We start from the raw sequence: 17,918 nt of genomic DNA, 5'->3' as shown, positions 1-17,918 counted from the left end.
CGATCCCCCGCCGGGCAGAGAATTCCCTTCCTCAGGAATTCGCCGCGCGGTAGGCCTCGAGGATGGGAGCAGGGATACGGCCGCGGTCGCTCACCGTGTGGCCGTTCGCACGCGCCCATTCCCGCACCGCTGCGAGATCGACGTCGCTGGAGCGGCGCGAAGAACGCCCGCGACGCGGAGCCGACGTCGACCGACCGACCGCACGGGCGGCGTCGACGAACGGCGCGACGGCCGTATAGAACTTGTCCGCATTGCGGTCGGAGAGATCGATTTCGTAAGAACGGCCCTCGATCGAGAAAGTGATCTGCTTTCCGCCGCCTTCTTCGAGGACGGTACCGTCGAGATCGTCTACAAGATGCGTGATGTGCTTAATCGCCATGATGCGAGAATGCTACACCTTTGGCGCTATGAACCCCGTGTACCGGTGGGTGTGATATCGCAGTCGCGTCGAGATCGCCAGCGTTAGCCACGAACGGCCGGAGGCACTAACGTCCTCGGGTGGCGTTCGGTCTGTAGCGCCAGGACGGAGGAAGTGACGAGTGAGCGTTTTTCGCACCAAGTCCATCGAGCAATCCATTGCCGATACCGATGAGCCGGAGTTCCGACTGAAGAAGTCGCTGAGCGCCCTGGACCTCACGGTCTTCGGGGTGGGCGTCGTCATCGGCGCCGGTATCTTCACCCTGACCGGACGAGCGGCGCACGATGTCGCGGGGCCGGCGATCGTGATCAGCTTCGTGGTCGCCGCCATCGCGTGCGGCCTCGCGGCGATGTGCTACGCCGAATTCGCCTCCACGGTTCCGGTGTCGGGCTCGGCGTACACCTTCTCCTACGCCTCCCTGGGCGAGCTGTTCGCGTGGATCATCGGATGGGACTTGATCCTGGAGATGTTCCTCGGAGCCAGCGTCGTCGCGCAGGGATGGAGCGCGTACCTGAGCGCCTTCCTCGAACAGCTCGGCATCGTGCTTCCGGCCGCCGTGTCGTACGGGGGCGTCGTCGATCTGCCGGCCGTTCTGCTGGTGCTCGTGCTCGGCGGACTCATGACCGTGGGCATCAAGGAGTCGCTGCGGGTCAACCTCGTCCTCGTCGCCGTGAAGCTGTTCATCGTGCTGTTCGTCATCGTCGCGGGTCTGATGTTCGTCAACCCGGCCAACTATCAGCCGTTCGTCCCCGACAGCGTCCCGACCGAATCGACCTCCGGGCTGACCCAACCGCTGCTGCAGTTCCTCTCCGGCCTCGAACCCGCGACGTTCGGCGTCGGCGGCATCCTCGCCGGCGCGGCACTGGTGTTCTTCGCCTACATCGGCTTCGACGTGGTGGCCACGACCGCGGAGGAGACCAAGAAGCCGCAGCGCGACATGCCGATCGGCATCATCGCCTCACTCATCATCTGCACGATCCTCTACTGCGCCGTGGCTCTCGTGGTCACCGGCATGGTGTCGTACCGCGACCTCGACCCCGCGGCCGCGCTCGCGAACGCCTTCGCGTTCCACGGTCAGGGGTGGATGGCCACGGTCATCTCCGCCGGAGCCGTCGCGGGTCTGACCACCGTGGTGCTCACGCTCCTCATCGGTGCGACGCGCATCATCTTCGCGATGTCGCGCGACGCGCTGCTCCCCCAGCGGCTGGCGAAGGTTCACCCGCGCTTCCGCACCCCGTGGGTCATCTCCCTGATCGTGACCGTCATCGTCGCGGTCGTGGCCGGAGTCACCCCCGTCGGCGTCCTCGAGGAGATGGTCAACATCGGCACGCTGTCGGCGTTCGTGCTCGTCTCCGTCGGTGTGATCGTGCTGCGGCGCACGCGTCCCGACCTGAAGCGCGGCTTCCGGGTGCCGTGGAGCCCCGTGCTCCCGATCCTGTCGGCGTTGATCTGCACGTACCTCATGCTCAACCTCTCGGTCGAGACGTGGCTGCGGTTCCTCATCTGGCTCGCGATCGGCTTCGCGATCTACTTCGCGTACTCGCGGCGCCACGCGCGCGTGGGGACCGGGGAGTTCCTGGATCCGGCGAAGCCCGGAGTGGTGGGGCCGCCGAAGGAGTGACCCAGCCGACCGGATGCCACGACTCGACGCCGGGTCGTGGCATCCGGCGTGTCAGCCCGCGGTGAACCGCTGCAGACCCAGGACGCCGAGGAGACGGATCTTCTCCTCCGCCTCGCTGCGCGGTTCGGGGGTCAGGACGAGGAGCGCCTGGCCGCGATCCTCCGTGAAGAGGACCTGGCAGTCGACCTCGATGTCACCGAGCTCGGGGTGCACGAGGACCTTGTGGTCGGCGAACCGTTGGGCGACCTCCTGCCGCTCCCACAGGCGGCGGAACTCCTCGCTCCGCGGCAGGATCTCGGCCACGAGCTCCCCCGCGACGGACGTCGGGCCCAGGATCCCGTACGCCGAGCGAAGCCCCGCCACGATGGCGCGGCTCTGGCGCTCGCGGTCGCTCTCCGGATAGATCCCGCGATCGGTGTGCGGGGGCACGAACCACCGCCACGCCTCGAACCGCGCCCACCCCCGCGCGCCGACGTGGTCCCCCAGCAGGGCGACGGCGAGCGCGTTCTGCGCCAGGGTCTCGCCGACGTGCGAGATGACGAGTGCGGGCGTGTCCGACAGACGCGCGAAGACGCGCTGCAGCGCGGGCGAGACGTGATCGGCGCGTCCGAGCCGGTCGGGCACGGCGTGGCCCGCGAGGCGGAACAGGTAGTCGCGTTCGTCGCGCGTCATCCGGAGGGCCCGGGCCAGCGCTGCGAGCACGGCGGTGCTCGGCTGCGGCCCGCGCTGCTGCTCGAGACGGGTGTAGTAGTCGACGGACATCGCGGCCGCCGCGGCGACCTCCTCGCGGCGGAGCCCGGCCGTGCGCCGGCGCGGACCCTCCGTGAGGCCGACGTCCTCGGGGCGCAGCGCCTCGCGACGCGCGCGCAGGAACTCCGCCATGCCGATCCGGTCCATGCCTCCATCCTGCTGCCCCGGGGGAACGGCATCCAGGGATCCCGGGTCCCCCGATCGGGCGGACCTGGATGCCACCCGCCCGGCGCCGAAGACTGGCGGCATGGACATCACCGGAAACACCGTCTTCATCCCCGGCGCCACGAGCGGGATCGGCCTCGCCCTCGCCGAGCGCCTCCACGCCGCGGGCAACACCGTCATCGTGGGCGGACGCCGTCAGCAGTTGCTCGACGAGATCGCGGCGACGCACCCCGGAATCGACACGGTTCGCCTCGACACCGCCGACGCCGCCTCGATCACGCGGGCGACTCGGGACGTCGTGGCGCGTCACCCCCGGCTGAACGTGCTCGTCACGATGGCGGGGATCATGCGGGTGGAGGACTGGGCGCACGACACCGACGTGCTCGCGTCCGCCGAGGAGACCGTCACGACCAACGTCCTCGGCCCGCTGCGACTGATCTCCGCTCTTCTCCCCCACCTCCAGCAGCAGCCGGATGCCACCGTGATCACCGTGTCGTCGGGACTCGCGTTCGTGCCGCTGCGCGCGACGCCGACCTACAACGCGACGAAGGCGGCGATCCACATGTTCACGGAGTCGTTGCGGCTGCAGCTCGAGGGCACGACGGTGTCGGTGCGCGAGCTGGTGCCGCCGTCGGTCGCGACCGACCTGCTCCCCGGCCAGCGCGAGAGCGCGTTCGCGATGCCGTTGGACGACTTCGCCGACGAGGCGATGGCGATCCTGCGCGACCGCCCGGACGCCACCGAGATCCTGGTGGAGCGCGTCGAGTTCCTCCGCCACGCCGAGGCGCGCGGCGAGTACGCCGAGACGATCCGCGCGCTCAACGCCGCCGACCCGCACGGACGCTGAGGACCTCACCCGGAAAACGCAGCGTCGGACGCATCCCCTAGGGTGAGGGAAAACGACCACCACTGCTCCGGGGGGCTTCATGGGGATCGCACGCACGTGGGTCTTTCCGATTCTGCGCATTCTGCTGGTGGCGGTCATCGCCGCCGCGCTGATCAAGCTGGCGTTCTTCCCGGACGGTCCGGCCGAGGCCGACCCGGCGCAGCCGACCGGGACGATCACCGAGCCCCACGTCACCGTGGCATCCGGAACCATCACGAACGACGTCGTGATCAAGGCGACCGTCTCGGCCGACCCGGCGGTGCCGCTGAAGTCGACGGCCGCCGGAACCGTGAACAAGATCTTCGTGAACCAGGGCGCCTCCGTCGCCCAGGGCGACGTGGTCTTCAACGTGAAGGTCCCGATCGAGCGCGACCCCGCCGACAGCGTGGATGCCGAGGGCAAACCGAAGCCGGCGATCTTCCGCTACGAGGACGTCGAGGCTCCCATCGCCGGAACGCTGAGCTCCCTCTCGGTCATCGAGGGTCAGGAGCTGACGGTGGGGGCCGCGACGGGCAACGTCGCTCCCCCGACCTTCTCGGTCTCCGGGAGCCTCGAGCCCGCGCAGCAGTACCGCCTGCTCAACCGTCCGGGCGACGCGAGCGTCACGATCACGGGCGGCCCCGCCGCCTTCACGTGCACGAACCTGCGCATCACGACACCGCTGGCCGGCAGCAGCTCGGGCGGCGAGTCCGGCGCGTCGGCGGGGAGCGCACCCGGCGGTTCGGGCGGCGCCTCGGGCTCCGGGACGACGGCGACGTGCGCGGTGCCGGGCGACGTCACGGTGTTCGCCGGCCTCGCAGCCGAGATGACGATCGCCGGCGGAAAGGCCGAGAACGTCCTCGTGGTGCCGACCACCGCGGTCCGCGGTGCGGCGCAGAGCGGCACCGTGTGGGTCACGACCCCTGACGGCGCGGCGACGGAGCGCCCGGTGGCCCTCGGCCTCACGGACGGCACCCAGGTCCAGATCACCGAGGGCCTCACCGAGGGCGAGGAGATCCTGGAGTTCGCGCCGGGAGCCATGGCCGCCTCCCCCGACGGGTGCACCACGTATCCCGACGGCTCGACCGTCTGCACCGGCCCGGCGCCACTGCCGTGAGCCTGCTCGAGCTCCGCGAGGTCACTCGCACCGTGATCCCACCGGACCAGCCGGCGCTCACGATCCTCTCGGGCGTCGACATCACGATCGAGCCCCGCGACCACGTGTCGATCGTGGGGCGCTCGGGTTCGGGGAAGTCCACGCTGCTGAACCTGCTCGGTCTGCTCGACCTGCCCACGAGCGGCGAGATCACCTTCGACGGCGACTCCGTCCGTCGGTTGTCGGTCGCGCGGCGCGATCGGCTCCGGGGCGCGGCGATCGGGTTCGTCTTCCAGCAGTTCAACCTGCTCCAGGGCCGCACCGCCCTCGAGAACGTCACGATGCCCCTGCTCTACTCGACGGGCCGCACCTTCTGGCGGCGCACGAAGATCGCCGCCGAGATGCTCGATCTCGTCGGCCTCGGGCATCGCCTGCAGAGCATGCCCGACCGCCTGTCCGGCGGCGAGCAGCAGCGCGTGGCCATCGCCCGCTCGCTCGTGCGCGGGCCGCGCCTGATCCTGGCCGACGAGCCGACCGGTGCCCTCGACCTCGACACCGGGCAGAGCGTCATGGAGCTCATCGACCAGGTCGCGGATCAGACCGGGGCCGCGCAGGTGATCATCACGCACGACCCGATGATCGCGCGGCGTGCCCGGCGGCATTTCCGCCTCGATCGCGGCATCCTGACGCCCGTCGACGATCCCGCGCTCGAACCCCGGACGCGACGCGAGGTGCGGGAGATGGCGCCCGAGACACCCGAGGCGGCCGAGCCCGACCTCGTCACCGGGGAGCAGAACTGATGCGGGCCGTGTCGAGCCTCATCGGCGCCCTGCTCGAGGCGTGGCAGGAGGTCCGGGTCCACCGCACGCGGGTTCTGCTGTCCCTCATCGGTGTCGCGGTAGCCGTGTGCTCCCTGACGACGGTGGTGGCGCTCGGGGCGATCGTCCAGCAGGCGAATCAGGAGATGAGCGAGCGCCAGGGCGGGCGGCCCGCCAGCCTCAGCATCTCGGCATTCACCTCCACCGGCGAGATCGACCCCGCCCGAATGGATGCCGCCTGGAACGACGTCGTGAAGCGCTACGACATCGCGTACGCCTCGCGCGCACAGCAGACCACGCAGATGGTGCCGTTCGTCAGCGGCGTCGAGCAGGTCCCCACGCAGGCGGTCGACCAGCCGTACGGCGAGATGCACCGCGTGCGGATGCTCGAGGGCTCGTGGTTCACCACAGCCGACACCGAGCAGCTCGCACCGCGCCTCATCGTGAACGAGATCTTCTGGGAGCGGATGGGACGGCCCGACCTCTCCACCCACCCCGTCGTGGCTCTGGGCGGGCAGGCCGTTCCCGGCGGCGCATCGGGCATCGCGCCGGGCGGGACCATCGCGGTGGTGGTCGGGGTCACCCCCTCGCCGCAGTGGGAGACCTCTCCGACGATGATCATGCTCGCCGACCAGGCGCAGGCGGTGCAGGATGCCGCGATCGGCCGCAGTGGCGCCGCCGCGGCCGCGGGCCCCGCCTACTACGGCCCTCAGCCGTCGCAGTACGAGATGTGGGTGCCGCCGGAACTCGCCGATCAGCTCACGACGCTCATCACGCGCGACCTCACCGCCGCGCTGGGTGACGGTGCGCAGGTCAGCGTCAACCGACAGGACTGGGCCGCCTACGGCGACGACCCGTTCCTCGTCACCAAGATCGTCGTCATCGGCATCGCCGTCCTCGTACTGCTCCTCGGCGCCCTCGGGCTGGTCAACATCGCGCTCGTGACGGTCAAGCAGCGCGTCCGCGAGATCGGCATCCGACGCAGTTTCGGGGCGACCGCGAGCCGCGTGTTCTTCGCCGTCATGATGGAGAGCGTCGTCGCGACGGTGGTCGCGGGAGCCGCCGGGGTGATGGCATCCATTCTCATCGTGCAGTCCCCGTGGCTCCGCGACGTCGTCGGTCAGGGCATGGTCAGCGATTTCCCGCCCTTCCCGGTCGGCGCGGCCGTGACCGGACTCGCCGCCGCGACCGCCGTCGGCGCACTCGCCGGGTTGCTCCCGGCCTTGGTCGCCGTACGCGTGAAGGTGATCGACGCGATCCGGTACTGAGGGAACCGTACGGGAGCCGCTCGTTGTACCTGGGCGACCCCCAAAATCATTCGCCCAGGTACAACGGCCTGAAAACGAAGGTAGCGGCTTGCGAGTGCAATGTCTACCTTTGGAATGTCAAGTTTCAAGTATCGAGATTGTGATGTTGAATAGCGGAATGAGTTCTCCAGGATGGGGCGCCTCCGGGCGCGCCAACAGACAGCCGGCCGACGAGACGCGACAGGCGGCTCTGGCGACGGCGCTGTCCATGCTGGCGGAATCAGGGCTGACCGTCAGCCTGGAGCATCTGAGCATCGAGGATCTGATCCGGACGGCGGGGCTCCCCCGCAGCACCTTCTACCGGCTCTGGCCCGCCAAGGAGCGCTTCTTCGCCGACCTGCTCGTGGAGCTGGCGACGTCGTCGGAGTCCCACGACGCGATGTTCTACCCCGAGACGCAGGTGGCGGCCAACGCCGTCATCATGGACAACCAGCACCTGCTGGTCTCCCACGAAGGTCGCGTGGCCGTCCTGCGTGAGGCCGTCCGCATCGCCGGTCGCATGAACTTCGAGCACTTCAGCGAGTCGGTGGGGTGGCGCACGCACGTGACGCTGGTCGCGTCGGCGAGCAGTCTCGCCGACGAGGACACCCGCTCGCGCCTCGTCGAAGCCCTGCAAGAGACCGAGAACATGTTCATCGCGCGCACGGCGGAGTTCTACGGCGCCGCCCTCAGCGGACTCGGATTCTCGTTCCTGCCTGGCGCCTCGGCGGAACTGCTGGCCGGGCTCGGCGCCGCGGTCGTGGAAGGCCTCGCCCAGCGGCGTCTCGTGAACCCCGATCTGGCCGACACCATCATCAAGAAGCCCGGTCTGGACGGGGAGCTCGTCGAATGGCATCCCGCCGCCCTCGGTTTCTGGGGCATCCTTGAAGCCCTCGTCGACCTCGAGCCGCACGACAACTGAGCCGGCTCGCCGACATCGCGACCGCCGACGACGACGAGACCCCGGATGCCATGGCATCCGGGGTCTGTCGTTCCTCCCGGCGGTGTCAGCCTCCGTTCGGCGCCTCGGCCGCGTAGGACGCGCGGGGATTCACGCCGAGGAACGAGCGCGTCGCCAGCGTCGCGAGCCCGGCCCAGTGGTGGGCGCGGGCCCAGCGGATGCGCCCCGAGCGCATCGTCATCGGGTCGAGGTATGCCCACCGCGGCGCGAAGACCGGCGATCGGCGGCGGTTTCGACCGCGGTGCGTGAGGTGGAGGAACGCCTCCGTGGCGCCGAGGCTGACCGCGGCCTTGACGCCCTGCACGACGGACGGGAGCGGCGCCCCCGCGACCGTGGCACGGAACGTGTCGAGATGCGCGTACGGGGGCAGGTACGGCACGCACCGGTCGAACGGCGCCGTCCGCTCCGCGGCCTCCGCGAGCGAGATGCCCTCGGGCAGCCCCATCATCCGTTCGAACGTGTGCGGGCTGTCGGGCGCGAACGACGTCGCGATGGCACCGAACCCGATGTTCATCACCAGTAGATTCGGGATGCCGTAGCGCCGCGCCGTACGAGCGAGCGCCGTTCCGACGTGGAGGTAGTGCAGTTCGGATTCGTCGAGGACGAGGTCGGCACCCCGGACGAACGCGTCGACGTTGTCGACCGTCACGCCTTCCGGGTAGGCGACCACGCGCGTGCGCGGGCGGATGCGTTCGATGCTCTCGCGCAGCACGTCGACCTTGCGTCGGCCGTAGCTCCCCGTGTCGGCCCACGCGACCCGGTTGGAGTTCTCCGGCACGAAGGTCTCCGGGTCGGCGATGCGGATCTCGGCGGCGCCGGTCATCATCGCGAGGGCCAGGGCAAGGTCGTGACCGTCTCCCCCGGCGCCCGCGATGGCGATGGTCGCGCCCTGCAGGAGCGCCTGCTCGTCCCGGTGCCAGAAGCCCAGGTTCCTGCGGAACTCCGGGGCAGCAGGACCTCCCGGGGTCGACGCCGTCATGCCCCGACCTCACCCCAGAAGTGCATGGCACCCTCCGACACGTCGAGCCCGTCGATCTCGGCGAGCCCGCCGAGGTGGGCGGCCGAGACGATGGGGTCGAGGCGGATGGCGAGGTTGACGCCCCGGTATTCCTCGATCCGCCGGGGTTCGCTCACCTCCGTCACGCCCACGCCCATCATCCGGAGGACCCGAGCGAGCGGCGGCTCGACGATGGCGTACACGTGGTCGTCCATCCCCCGCTGCCGGATGTGGGCGATCGTCGGCCGCAGAATCTCGCGCAGGACCTGCGCCTGACCGTCCGCGTCGCCGACACGCGAGATGTAGCGCGACACCTCGACGCCCTCCCCGTCGAGATCGAGGTCGTAGAGGGCGTCGGCCGGCAGCGGGCGGCGGTCGCGACCGAGACGTTCGATCACGCGCGTGTACCCCACCGCGCGGGGTCCGTCGGGCCGGTTCTCCATGGCGAGGAACCCGTAGGAACGATCGTCGTCGTCGTCGATGTCGAGACCGCCGATCAGATCGTTCTCGTCCAGCATGTGGGTCTGTTCGGTGTACACGCGTGTCCGGAGCTCGAGAGCGGCGACGCCGAAGGGATCGGCGTGCAGTCCGCGCCCCAGTGCCCGGACGGCGAAGCGACTGGTCGGGTGGTCGGCGAAGACATCCGCGCGGACCAACGGGGTGACCGCGGAGTTCGGCACTCTTCTCGTGATGGTGCTCATGGTGGTGTTCCTCTCGGGAACCCCTCCCCGCGGCGCGGTTCGGAGGTTCCGGTGTCGGTGAGGAACCCACCCTCGAAAGGGCGCGGTGACGGGCGCTGTCAGGCCCGCGGTCAAGAATCGGCGACCGCTGTCAAAACGCGGTGGCCGTTGTCATTCGTCCGGAATCGACCGGCCGGGCACTGCTTCCCGCGTCAGGCGGTGGTGCCGGTGAGGAGTTCGGGGATCGGGCGCGCACCCACTTCACGGTCACCCCGAAGACACTCGACGGCGTGGGCGGAGAGGACGGCATCGAAGGCCCCGTCCGCCAGGAGCCGTTCGACCTGCGACCGACTGCCCGACGTGACGGCGGTGCGCACGACGAACCTCCCCAGGAAGCGGGGGAAGTCGTTGGCCGCGCGGAGGAGGTGCACGGTGGAGTCCCCGCCGTCCGGCAGGAGCCGCGCCGCGACGCTGCGAAGGAGATTGCCGACGTTCTTGGACTGCGTGGCACTGAGATTCGCGCCCGCCCAGGTTGCGGCGACGACGAACGCGTCGGTTGCGGCGCCCCGATGATCCGGATACCGGCTCAGCAGGTTGTGGAGGTAGGCCACGACCTGACGGAATCGATCCGACTCGACCCGCCCGGTTCCGCGGAGCGCGGGGCGCAGGACGAGGTCCCACAGGTGGGCCCACCCCTCCGGCGTCGCCGCGGCGGCGAAGATCGCGCGGTAGGAATCGAAGGCGGCATCCACCGTCCGCTGGTGCGAGTCGGAGAGCGACGATCCATTCCCGCCCCGCAGCTCGTCGAGCACCTTCCGGTGGATGAGCGACAGGGCCGTCTCGGCCTGCGAGAGATCCTCCCGCACCGCGGCGGGGAGCATTTCGATGAGGGATGCCAGGGCACCCGGATCGCGCACGAGGTCGATCGCGTCGCCGATCCGCTTCACCGTCGGCGTGAGCAGGCCCTTGCCCTGCAGCTTCTTCCAGGCCTCGCAGGCGGCGCTCTGATCGTTGTCGGGGCCGTGCAGCATCGCCTCGAGCAGCGCTTCGATATCGGCACGGCGGCGCTGGATCGCGAACGCCCCACGCACGGACGCACCGACGCTCGCGATGATGCCCGTCCGGCGGGCTGCCACCGCGACGGCGACCACCGACTCGGCGACGGCGACGGAACGGTGGGCGTAGGTCAGCCCGGGCCTGCAAGAAGTCGCTGACGACCGAAGGATCCAGAGCGGACGGCGGGTGCAGGGCGCCCGGGCGTCCGGCGACGTCGGCGAGGAGCGCGCGGGCACGCAGGTCTCCCCCGATCGCCGCGGGGAACACCGCGGCGAGGAGATAGGCCGGCTCTCGCCACAAGTCCGGCGCGCCGATCAACAGGCCCGTCGCGACCTGGGCGACGAACGCCTCGGGGGTGTCCGGGTCGAGCAGAGCCGCGCGCGCGGTGATCGCCCAGCGCTGAGCGGGGGTCCTGCCGGTCTTCGCCGTGGCGGGAAGCCCGTGGGCGAGGACGCCGTGCAGCAGGTCGACGAGATGCGCACGAGCGATGCCGTCCTCCGCGACGATCGCGACGAGGAACGATCCGACCATCTGGAATGGACCGTCGACCGGCTCGAGGGCGAAGAGTCCGTCGAGGATGCGGACGACGTGGTCCCGCTCCGACACATCCGCGGAGATCAGGTGCCGGGCCACGGCGTTGAGGTCCGCGGCATCCGCGATCGTGGGAGCCGTGCTTCCGATCCGCGAGAACACGTCCGCGGCGAAGCTCTCCCAGTCCGCCACGCGGGCGGCGGGCGGCCGCGCGGCGAAGCGGCGGTGGCGGAGCGCGTGGACGACTCCGCCGGCGGCGACGCCGAGGTCGCGACGGCGTGAGGGGAACCGCCGCACCGCCGCTGCGGCCGCCCGCACGACGGACGCGGCGTACTCCTCCCCACCCTCCAGTTCCGTCCAGCGTCCCGCAATGCCCGCCATCGTCCGGAGGAACCCCGTCACCTCGGGAAGCTCCTGCAGGAGATGGAGCATCAGATCGCGCGCCGCGGCTGGATGGCTCGTCGCGACACCGACGGCGAGCTGAACGAGCGAGATCGACTGGCGGTAGCTGTCGCGCTGGGTCGCCAGGAGCGTCGGGATGATCTGCTCCGCGACGACGAACTCGCCGATCCTCTCCGGCCAGCGCTGCACGAGGATGGCGAGGCACGCCACGAGCTGCCGGTGCGCGACGTCCCGGTGGTCTCGCCAGACGGCCCCCAGCACCGCGAGCGCCTGGTCCGTGTCGATCGCCTGCACCTGCGGAAGGTGCGCCAAGAGTCGGCGAGCGGTCTCCTGGTCGATCGATCGCGCGTCCGGGATGTCCATTCCGGGGACGTGCAACCAGCCGATCACCCCGATGGGGCGGAGCGAGGCGTGCGGCTGGCCGATCAGCGTTCCCGTGATCGCGCGGGCGGCCGGTCGGGTCGCCTCCTCGCGCGCCAACAGGATGACGACCTGTTCGAGAACCGCTGCCGTGAACAGGTCGTACGGGTGGGCGAGCACATGCGCGAGGAGCATGGATGCCGCGGCATCCGCGTTCCGGGTCACCAGAGCGCGGGCGGCGATGAACTCGAAGAGTGTCTGGTGCGCGAACTCCCACGTCTCCTCACCCCGACGGAGCACCCCGCGACGCGCGAGATCGTCCATCCCCGCGGCCCCGTCCCGGAGCGGGGAGGGATAGGAAACGGCATCCAGCATCACCGACACCCGTCGGTCGCGCACGACCGGTGTCGCGTCCGCGACCATCAGGATGCCGAGTCGGCCGGCCGTGGGGCTCAAGTCCTGCGCGATCGGCACGCGCTCGCCGCGGTCGTCACGGACGATGCGGGTCGCCCAGTACCGCTCGTACAGCGCGGTGACGTCGTAGTCAACACCCGGGAACCGTCCCCCGCTGGTGTTGAAGAGCATGCGGAGCTGGATCGGCGAGCGCAGCACCGCCGTCATCGGAAGCCCGCGCGTCTCCACCCGACGGACGAGGTCCCGCCCGACCTCGACGGACAGCTTCGGGAAGTACCGCCGCATCAGCACTCGGACCGCGTTGTCGAGTTCGGGCGCGGTGTAATCCCCGAGCTTCCGTTCGAAGACGCCGCGGAGTTGCTCTCGCTCTCTCGGCCGAACCGTGAGGATCGCCCGGATCCGGAGACCGGAGAGTTGCTGGAGGAGATCGGTGGTCCGGTAGATGAGCCCCTCCGTGTGCAGCAGCAGGTCGGCGGTGTCCAGCAACACGACCGGCGTCATGTTCGCGGCGCGGATCTGCAGCGCGTGCTGCACGACGTCCTCGACCTCGAGCAACCGATCGGCTCCGCCCGGTGTCATCCACGTCGCCGAGATCAGCAGCGGCGTCAAGCCCGCGTCGGCGAGCTTGCGGCGGAGGCTCCACAGAATGCTCGACTTCCCCGTTCCGGCCTCCCCGGACAGGGCGACGAGCCGATGCGGGGCGCCCCGCATCAGCTCGACGAGCTCCGTCTCGCACTCTCGCTCGATGTAGAGGTCCCTCGGATCGAGCCCGCCCGGGAGGTCGCCCACGAGACGCCGACCGAGGTCGTCCGCGTACCGCTCCCCGTACCCCAGGATCCGTTTGGTCGCCTCGGGGAGAGCGGTGAGCGCCGCGGCCCGGGCCGCGCGCTGCGTCTCGAGGATGTACGCGCGGAGCTCTGCTTCGAAGTCGCGCCAGAACTCGCCCTTCCCCGCGCGGGGACGGCCGAGGCCGAAGCGGCGGATCCCCGGAGTCTCGCGGTCCGGGAGCTCCATCATCTGCTGCTGGCGCGCGGCGAGTCGATCTCTCGACTTCGCATCGGCGGCGGCGGTGGGCGCTTCGTAAGTGAGGAACCGCGCGACGATGATCGCCGTTTCCCGCGAACTGAGCCGCCGGTACTTCGAGGGGTTCGAGTTCGACGGCGATTCGCGCTCCGCGCGCTCCAGCTCGTCGCGGAATCGCTTCAGCAGAGTGAACGGGTCGCGGCTCCATGCCTCCGCCGTGTGCGGCGAGATGTCCGTCGAGGCGAAGAGGTCGGCGACCTCGGGCACCTGGAAGAACAGCTCCTCCAGCGGGAAGTCGGCAGACTCCGCGTAGTGCACGGCGAAATGGATCAACGCGGGGCCCGAGGCCACCGCCTCCGCCCTATCCACGGAGCCAGGATGCCGAGACGAGGAGCGACGGTGTCATGCACACATTCTGGCCAGTCCCACGTTCCCTCGTGCGGACTGCTTCCGCACCGGCGGGCGCTGCGCGGGGACGCGGCGGAAAGGGCGCCGAGTGACCGGACGTGTCCCGGTCACTCGGCGTGCCCTCACTCGGCGGGAGCGGACTTCGCCGCGGCCAGTTCGCGGCCGTACGACACGGCGTCGCCCTCGGCCTTGATCTTCAGCGCGAGTGCGGTGTCGGCGAACGCATCGAGCGCCGGGTTCACGCCGACCAGCGTGAACGGACGCTCGACGACACGCAGGTCGAGTCCCCACACGTCCTCGAGAACGCGGCGGAGCCAGCCGGTCGAGTGGTCCCAGCCCTCCTTCGGCGTGCCGGGGGCGTAGTTGCCGCCGAGGACGGTGACGAGCGTGGCGGGCTTGCCGCGGAGCGCGGTGCCCTGGGGGTCGATGCGCGGATCGGTGTAGGCGAGGTCGAACCACGTCTTGAAGTGCTGCGAGACGCCGTAGTTGTAGAGCGGCACGGCGAACAGCAGCGCGTCCGCGCCGATGAGCTCGTCGGCGAAGGTCTGCGCGAGCGCCTCCGCCGCGCGCTGGCCCTCGGTGCGCTCCTCCGGTGCGACGAACTTTCCGGTCACGGCATCCGCCCAGGCCGTCGCCGGAACCGGGTCGACGGCGAGATCGCGTCGGGTGACGACCGAGTCGGGGTGGGCCGCGACCCACTCCTGCTCGACGAGGTCGGCGAGCGACCGGCTCGCGCTCGATGCGGGCAGGATGCTGGCATCCAGGCGGAACAGGGACATGGGGCTCCAATCACGAAATGGATAGTCGCTATGAAAAAGAGAGCGACTAGCGAGACTGTAGCACGCGTACGATGGAGTCATGCCCGAGATTTCGGATGCCGAGCACGGCCCCTGTGACGCCGCCGTCACGCTCGCCTTCTCGGTGCTCGGCAAGCGCTGGAACGGCATGATCCTGTCGTCGCTCGGCGCCGGAGCCACGACCTTCGTCGGCCTGCGACGAGCGGTCACCGGCATCAGCGACGCGGTGCTCTCCGACCGCCTGGCGGAGCTCGCGACGGCCGGTCTCGCCGAGCGCCGCGTCGAGCCGGGTCCGCCCGTTTCGGTGTCCTACGAGCTCACCGACGCGGGACGGCAGCTGCTGCCCGTACTGGATCAGCTCGGCGCGTGGGCGCGCGAGAACCTGATGCCCGTGCACTGACGCCGAGACGACGTGCCGCGACGCTCAGTGAGCGTCCGGCGCGAGGCGGTCGGCGAGCCAGTCGGCGACCCGCACGTGCTTCTCGTGCGAATGGTTGTAGATGCAGTGGTCACCGTCGGGCCACTCGAGGAAGGTCTTGTCCTCTGCGCCCGCCGCGTCGAACAGCGCGCGGGCGTTCTCGACGAGGAACACCCGGTCGGGGGTGCCGTGCAGCACGAGCAGCGGACTCGTGAGGCGCTGCAGATCCTCGGGGGTCAGGACGTACTCGTTCATCGCGGCGGTCGCCGCCTCGGGGTCGTCGATCCCCAGGAGGGGTTGGATCTTGGCGGTGAACCGGTGGAACCGGTCCAGGATCTCGGCCGGGCGGTTCGTCCCACCGTTGACGACGCACGCGGCGACACGCGGGTCGCGGCTGGCGACGAGCGCGGCCAGGAACCCTCCCATGCTGTTCCCCCAGATGGCGACGGTGCTCCCCACGCGGCCGTCGGCGATGAGGTAGTCGATGATCGCCGAGAAGGCCGCGTCGACGTCGTGGTCCATCGTGATGCCCTGGAACAGCCGCGTCTCGCCCTGACCGGGCCCGTCCACGAGGAGCGCGGCGATACCGCGATCGCGGAGGTAGGTCGCACCGACGTGGTACTCCTCGCGCCACCCGTCGAACCCGCCCATGATGATGACGGTCGCCGGGGCCGGCACCCCCCGGGGGCGCAGGAGCCAGCCGCACAGGGCTCCGCTCCCCCAGGGGATCTCGACGTGCTCGACGGGCGGATCCTCGAGCGCGCCCGCTGCGCCGTAGTCGTCGATGAGCTTCCGGTACATGCGCCGTTTCTGCTCGGCGTCGTCGGGGAGCGGCACCTGCCCCACGCGGTAGCAGGCCGCGGCAGCCCGATACCAGCTGATCGCGGTCGCCCGGTGTCCGGCGTCGACGGCGTCCTCCGCGCGGGCGCGGTTGACGTCACCGAGCCGCTCCGCGGCGTCAGACCAGGGTGTGCCGTCGTCGACGAGCCGGTACAGCTCGACGACATCGGCGTAGTCCATCCCGTTGCCCGTGAGCCGCTGCAGGGGCATGGCACGCTTGTGCGCCTCCGCTTCGGCCTTCCAGGGCGGGGTGGCATCCTGCTCTGACATGTCGGGGAATCTCCTTACGCGGGAACGTTGACGCCGAGCGCGTCGCCGAGCGAGCCGACCAGGCCGTGGACGTCGTCGCGGTCGATCGCCGAACCATACAGGTAGTAGTCCGGACGAGCGACGACGGCGACGCGCCCGAGCGACTCGAACCAGTCGCGGTACGTCCCGTCGACGTCCTCGAACGGTGCGCCGGATCCGGGCTCGCCGATCACGATGATGCTGGCACCGATGCGGTCCAGCCCGGCACGTTCGCGCTCCGTCAGCGCATCGACGACCTCCTGCGAGGTGGCGATCAGCTGGAATCCCCGCCCGGCGACGTCGTCCAGGAGCCCCACCTTCCCGCCCGCGCGGACCCGGCCCTGCACCGCCGTGAGTCCCGCGGTGGGGTCGTCCGTGCGGGAGAACGCCGTCGGGCCGGGAGGAACGGTCGCCGGAGGCATCAGCGACGGGTCCTGCTGCACGGCGAAGAGGAACTGGTCGCGCCCGGCGGCGGCATCCTTGTCCATGATGATGCAGGGCAGGCCGATCTCGCGGGAGTAGTCGATCCACCCCTGCATGTTCGGCTGCCGGTCGTCCTGGTAGCTGTCGAGGACCTGCGGCGAAGCGATCCCCCGGAGGACGAGGTCGAGACGCCACGTGATGGCGGCGGCGTCGCGCAGACCGTTGCACATCCCCTCCCCGGCGAACGGCCAGAGCGTGTGGGCGGCATCGCCGATGAGGAAGATGCGGTCCCGGCGCCACTCCTGGGTCATCGATTCGCGGAATCGGTAGATCGGCCAGCGCAGCACTTCGACGTCCTCGGGGCCGACCCACGGCTTGAGCAGCTCCCAGACGGTGTCGATCGTGTAGTCGCCGGGATCCTCGTCCTCGGCGAGCGTGAATTCCCACCGGCGGTGGTGCTTGCCGAGCTGGAAGAGGCATCCGGGACGCTCCGGGTCCGCGAACTGGCCGTTGTCGAACTCGAACGAGAGATCGCGCTTCTGCAGGGTGTCGATGACGAGCTGGTTCGGGCCGACGTGTCCTTCTTTCGCCTCGATGCCGAGAGAGCGCCGCACGAAGCTGTTCGCCCCGTCGGCCGCCAGCATGTACTTCGCGCGCACCGCGCGTTCCTCGCCGCTCTGCCGGTCGCGCACGTACGCGGTGACGCCCTCGGCATCCTGGTCGAACCGCACCAGCTCGGTACTGAAGTTCACCTCGACCTTGCCGGTCCTCTCGACCTGCCGGTTGAGGGCGAGCTCGAGGTTGTTCTGGTAGAAGATCCAGTGCGAGCGGTAGCCGTGGGGTCCGATGACAGACCAGTCGAAGCTCATCAGCAGATCACCGCCGAAGGCCTTGTTGCGCATGTCGTAGAGCTCCCACTCCACGGCATCCTCACGGAACTCCTCGCCGGCGCCCACCCGGTCCAGCAGCCGCATGATCTCGTCGTCGATGTGGCCGGCGCGCGACAGACCGTACATCTGCGCGTGACGTTCGACGGCCACGACCGTATGGCCCGCCTGACCGAGCAGGACGGATGCCATCTGCCCCACCGGTCCGTAGCCGACGACGATGACGTCGACGTCGGTGGCGTGAATTGCTTCGTTGTCGCTCACGGGTATGTGCCCTCCACTTTGAGGTTGACGGTTCGACACCGTCCTTCTTCGCATACGGACACATGTCCGCTCTGCGGTCTGCGTCGATTGTGGAGCGGATTGCGCAGCCTGTCAACCCGACACCGGCCCCAGCGGGCCGAGTGTGCGAAC

Annotated in this window: 15 protein-coding genes; 7 read left to right on the top strand and 8 right to left on the bottom strand. The window is 69.9% G+C overall.

The window, feature by feature from the left end; genetic code table 11:
• Positions 1-31: 31 nt before the first annotated feature.
• On the bottom strand, positions 32-379 hold the full coding sequence (locus RKD05_RS12445) for a histone-like nucleoid-structuring protein Lsr2 (RefSeq protein WP_424710389.1): 348 nt from the start codon (positions 377-379) through the stop codon (positions 32-34).
• Positions 380-539: 160 nt separating this feature from the next.
• Between RKD05_RS12445 and RKD05_RS12440 the strand changes: the two genes are divergently transcribed.
• Complete coding sequence (locus RKD05_RS12440; RefSeq protein WP_424710387.1) at positions 540-2,039, top strand: amino acid permease; 1,500 nt, start codon at positions 540-542, stop codon at positions 2,037-2,039.
• A gap of 51 nt (positions 2,040-2,090) precedes the next feature.
• Here the strand turns inward: RKD05_RS12440 and RKD05_RS12435 are convergent, their stop codons facing one another.
• Entirely contained in the window at positions 2,091-2,936 is an 846-nt protein-coding gene (locus tag RKD05_RS12435) for a helix-turn-helix domain-containing protein (protein WP_424710386.1), read from the bottom strand.
• 100 nt (positions 2,937-3,036) lie between these two features.
• Here RKD05_RS12435 and RKD05_RS12430 point away from each other — a divergent pair, with 100 nt between their 5' ends.
• The 5 genes from RKD05_RS12430 to RKD05_RS12410 all read left to right on the top strand — a co-directional run bounded on the left by RKD05_RS12430 (position 3,037) and on the right by RKD05_RS12410 (position 7,941).
• Complete coding sequence (locus tag RKD05_RS12430; RefSeq protein ID WP_424710384.1) at positions 3,037-3,801, top strand: SDR family oxidoreductase; 765 nt, start codon at positions 3,037-3,039, stop codon at positions 3,799-3,801.
• A 79-nt stretch (positions 3,802-3,880) separates the two neighbouring features.
• Positions 3,881-4,936: a hypothetical protein gene (locus tag RKD05_RS12425; protein ID WP_424710383.1), complete on the top strand. Its 1,056-nt coding sequence runs from the start codon at positions 3,881-3,883 to the stop codon at positions 4,934-4,936.
• Positions 4,933-5,715: an ABC transporter ATP-binding protein gene (locus RKD05_RS12420; RefSeq protein WP_424710381.1), complete on the top strand. Its 783-nt coding sequence runs from the start codon at positions 4,933-4,935 to the stop codon at positions 5,713-5,715. Before RKD05_RS12425 ends, RKD05_RS12420 begins: the two co-directional genes overlap by 4 nt.
• On the top strand, positions 5,715-7,001 hold the full coding sequence (locus RKD05_RS12415; protein WP_424710379.1) for an ABC transporter permease: 1,287 nt from the start codon (positions 5,715-5,717) through the stop codon (positions 6,999-7,001). The genes RKD05_RS12420 and RKD05_RS12415 overlap by 1 nt, the downstream gene beginning before the upstream one ends.
• Positions 7,002-7,158: 157 nt before the next feature.
• Positions 7,159-7,941, top strand: a complete 783-nt coding sequence (locus RKD05_RS12410) for a TetR/AcrR family transcriptional regulator (protein ID WP_424710377.1) — start codon at positions 7,159-7,161, stop codon at positions 7,939-7,941.
• An 85-nt stretch (positions 7,942-8,026) separates the two neighbouring features.
• On the opposite strand, the gene RKD05_RS12405 is transcribed toward RKD05_RS12410, so the two are convergent.
• From RKD05_RS12405 to RKD05_RS12390, 4 genes are all read right to left on the bottom strand, one after another.
• The gene (locus RKD05_RS12405) at positions 8,027-8,959 is read right to left on the bottom strand and encodes a ThiF family adenylyltransferase (RefSeq protein ID WP_424710375.1); all 933 of its coding nucleotides are present in this window, start codon (positions 8,957-8,959) and stop codon (positions 8,027-8,029) included.
• Positions 8,956-9,678 carry a hypothetical protein gene (locus RKD05_RS12400; protein WP_424710374.1) on the bottom strand — a complete coding sequence of 241 codons (723 nt, stop codon included), beginning with the start codon at positions 9,676-9,678 and terminating at the stop codon, positions 8,956-8,958. Before RKD05_RS12400 ends, RKD05_RS12405 begins: the two co-directional genes overlap by 4 nt.
• Before the next feature lie 246 nt (positions 9,679-9,924).
• On the bottom strand, positions 9,925-13,812 hold the full coding sequence (locus RKD05_RS12395; RefSeq protein WP_424710372.1) for an NACHT domain-containing protein: 3,888 nt from the start codon (positions 13,810-13,812) through the stop codon (positions 9,925-9,927).
• Between the two features lie 161 nt (positions 13,813-13,973).
• Positions 13,974-14,630, bottom strand: coding sequence for an FMN-dependent NADH-azoreductase (locus RKD05_RS12390; protein ID WP_424710371.1), 657 nt, complete (start codon positions 14,628-14,630; stop codon positions 13,974-13,976).
• Positions 14,631-14,709: 79 nt separating this feature from the next.
• Here RKD05_RS12390 and RKD05_RS12385 point away from each other — a divergent pair, with 79 nt between their 5' ends.
• A complete protein-coding gene (locus RKD05_RS12385) occupies positions 14,710-15,048 on the top strand; it encodes a winged helix-turn-helix transcriptional regulator (RefSeq protein ID WP_424710369.1) in 339 nt (112 codons plus the stop codon).
• A gap of 24 nt (positions 15,049-15,072) precedes the next feature.
• On the opposite strand, the gene RKD05_RS12380 is transcribed toward RKD05_RS12385, so the two are convergent.
• Both RKD05_RS12380 and RKD05_RS12375 read right to left on the bottom strand, forming a co-directional pair.
• The gene (locus tag RKD05_RS12380) at positions 15,073-16,176 is read right to left on the bottom strand and encodes an alpha/beta hydrolase family protein (RefSeq protein ID WP_424710367.1); all 1,104 of its coding nucleotides are present in this window, start codon (positions 16,174-16,176) and stop codon (positions 15,073-15,075) included.
• Between the two features lie 14 nt (positions 16,177-16,190).
• Positions 16,191-17,768, bottom strand: coding sequence for a bifunctional 3-(3-hydroxy-phenyl)propionate/3-hydroxycinnamic acid hydroxylase (locus RKD05_RS12375; RefSeq protein WP_424710365.1), 1,578 nt, complete (start codon positions 17,766-17,768; stop codon positions 16,191-16,193).
• Between the last annotated feature and the right edge of the window lie 150 nt (positions 17,769-17,918).

It is taken from the genome of Microbacterium sp. SLBN-111 (genome assembly GCF_049739645.1).
GTDB lineage: Bacteria > Actinomycetota > Actinomycetes > Actinomycetales > Microbacteriaceae > Microbacterium.
The sequence above is the reverse complement of the archived record's forward strand: the minus strand, read 5'-3'. Positions and strand labels throughout refer to the sequence as shown.

Coding starts and splice junctions, on each gene's coding strand:
- RKD05_RS12385 (WP_424710369.1), top strand. CDS start 14,710: ATGCCCGAGATTTCGGATGCCGAGCACGGCCCCTGTGACGCCGCCGTC.
- RKD05_RS12435 (WP_424710386.1), bottom strand. CDS start 2,936: ATGGACCGGATCGGCATGGCGGAGTTCCTGCGCGCGCGTCGCGAGGCG.
- RKD05_RS12410 (WP_424710377.1), top strand. CDS start 7,159: ATGAGTTCTCCAGGATGGGGCGCCTCCGGGCGCGCCAACAGACAGCCG.
- RKD05_RS12390 (WP_424710371.1), bottom strand. CDS start 14,630: ATGTCCCTGTTCCGCCTGGATGCCAGCATCCTGCCCGCATCGAGCGCG.
- RKD05_RS12380 (WP_424710367.1), bottom strand. CDS start 16,176: ATGTCAGAGCAGGATGCCACCCCGCCCTGGAAGGCCGAAGCGGAGGCG.
- RKD05_RS12405 (WP_424710375.1), bottom strand. CDS start 8,959: ATGACGGCGTCGACCCCGGGAGGTCCTGCTGCCCCGGAGTTCCGCAGG.
- RKD05_RS12415 (WP_424710379.1), top strand. CDS start 5,715: ATGCGGGCCGTGTCGAGCCTCATCGGCGCCCTGCTCGAGGCGTGGCAG.
- RKD05_RS12425 (WP_424710383.1), top strand. CDS start 3,881: ATGGGGATCGCACGCACGTGGGTCTTTCCGATTCTGCGCATTCTGCTG.
- RKD05_RS12430 (WP_424710384.1), top strand. CDS start 3,037: ATGGACATCACCGGAAACACCGTCTTCATCCCCGGCGCCACGAGCGGG.
- RKD05_RS12400 (WP_424710374.1), bottom strand. CDS start 9,678: ATGAGCACCATCACGAGAAGAGTGCCGAACTCCGCGGTCACCCCGTTG.
- RKD05_RS12445 (WP_424710389.1), bottom strand. CDS start 379: ATGGCGATTAAGCACATCACGCATCTTGTAGACGATCTCGACGGTACC.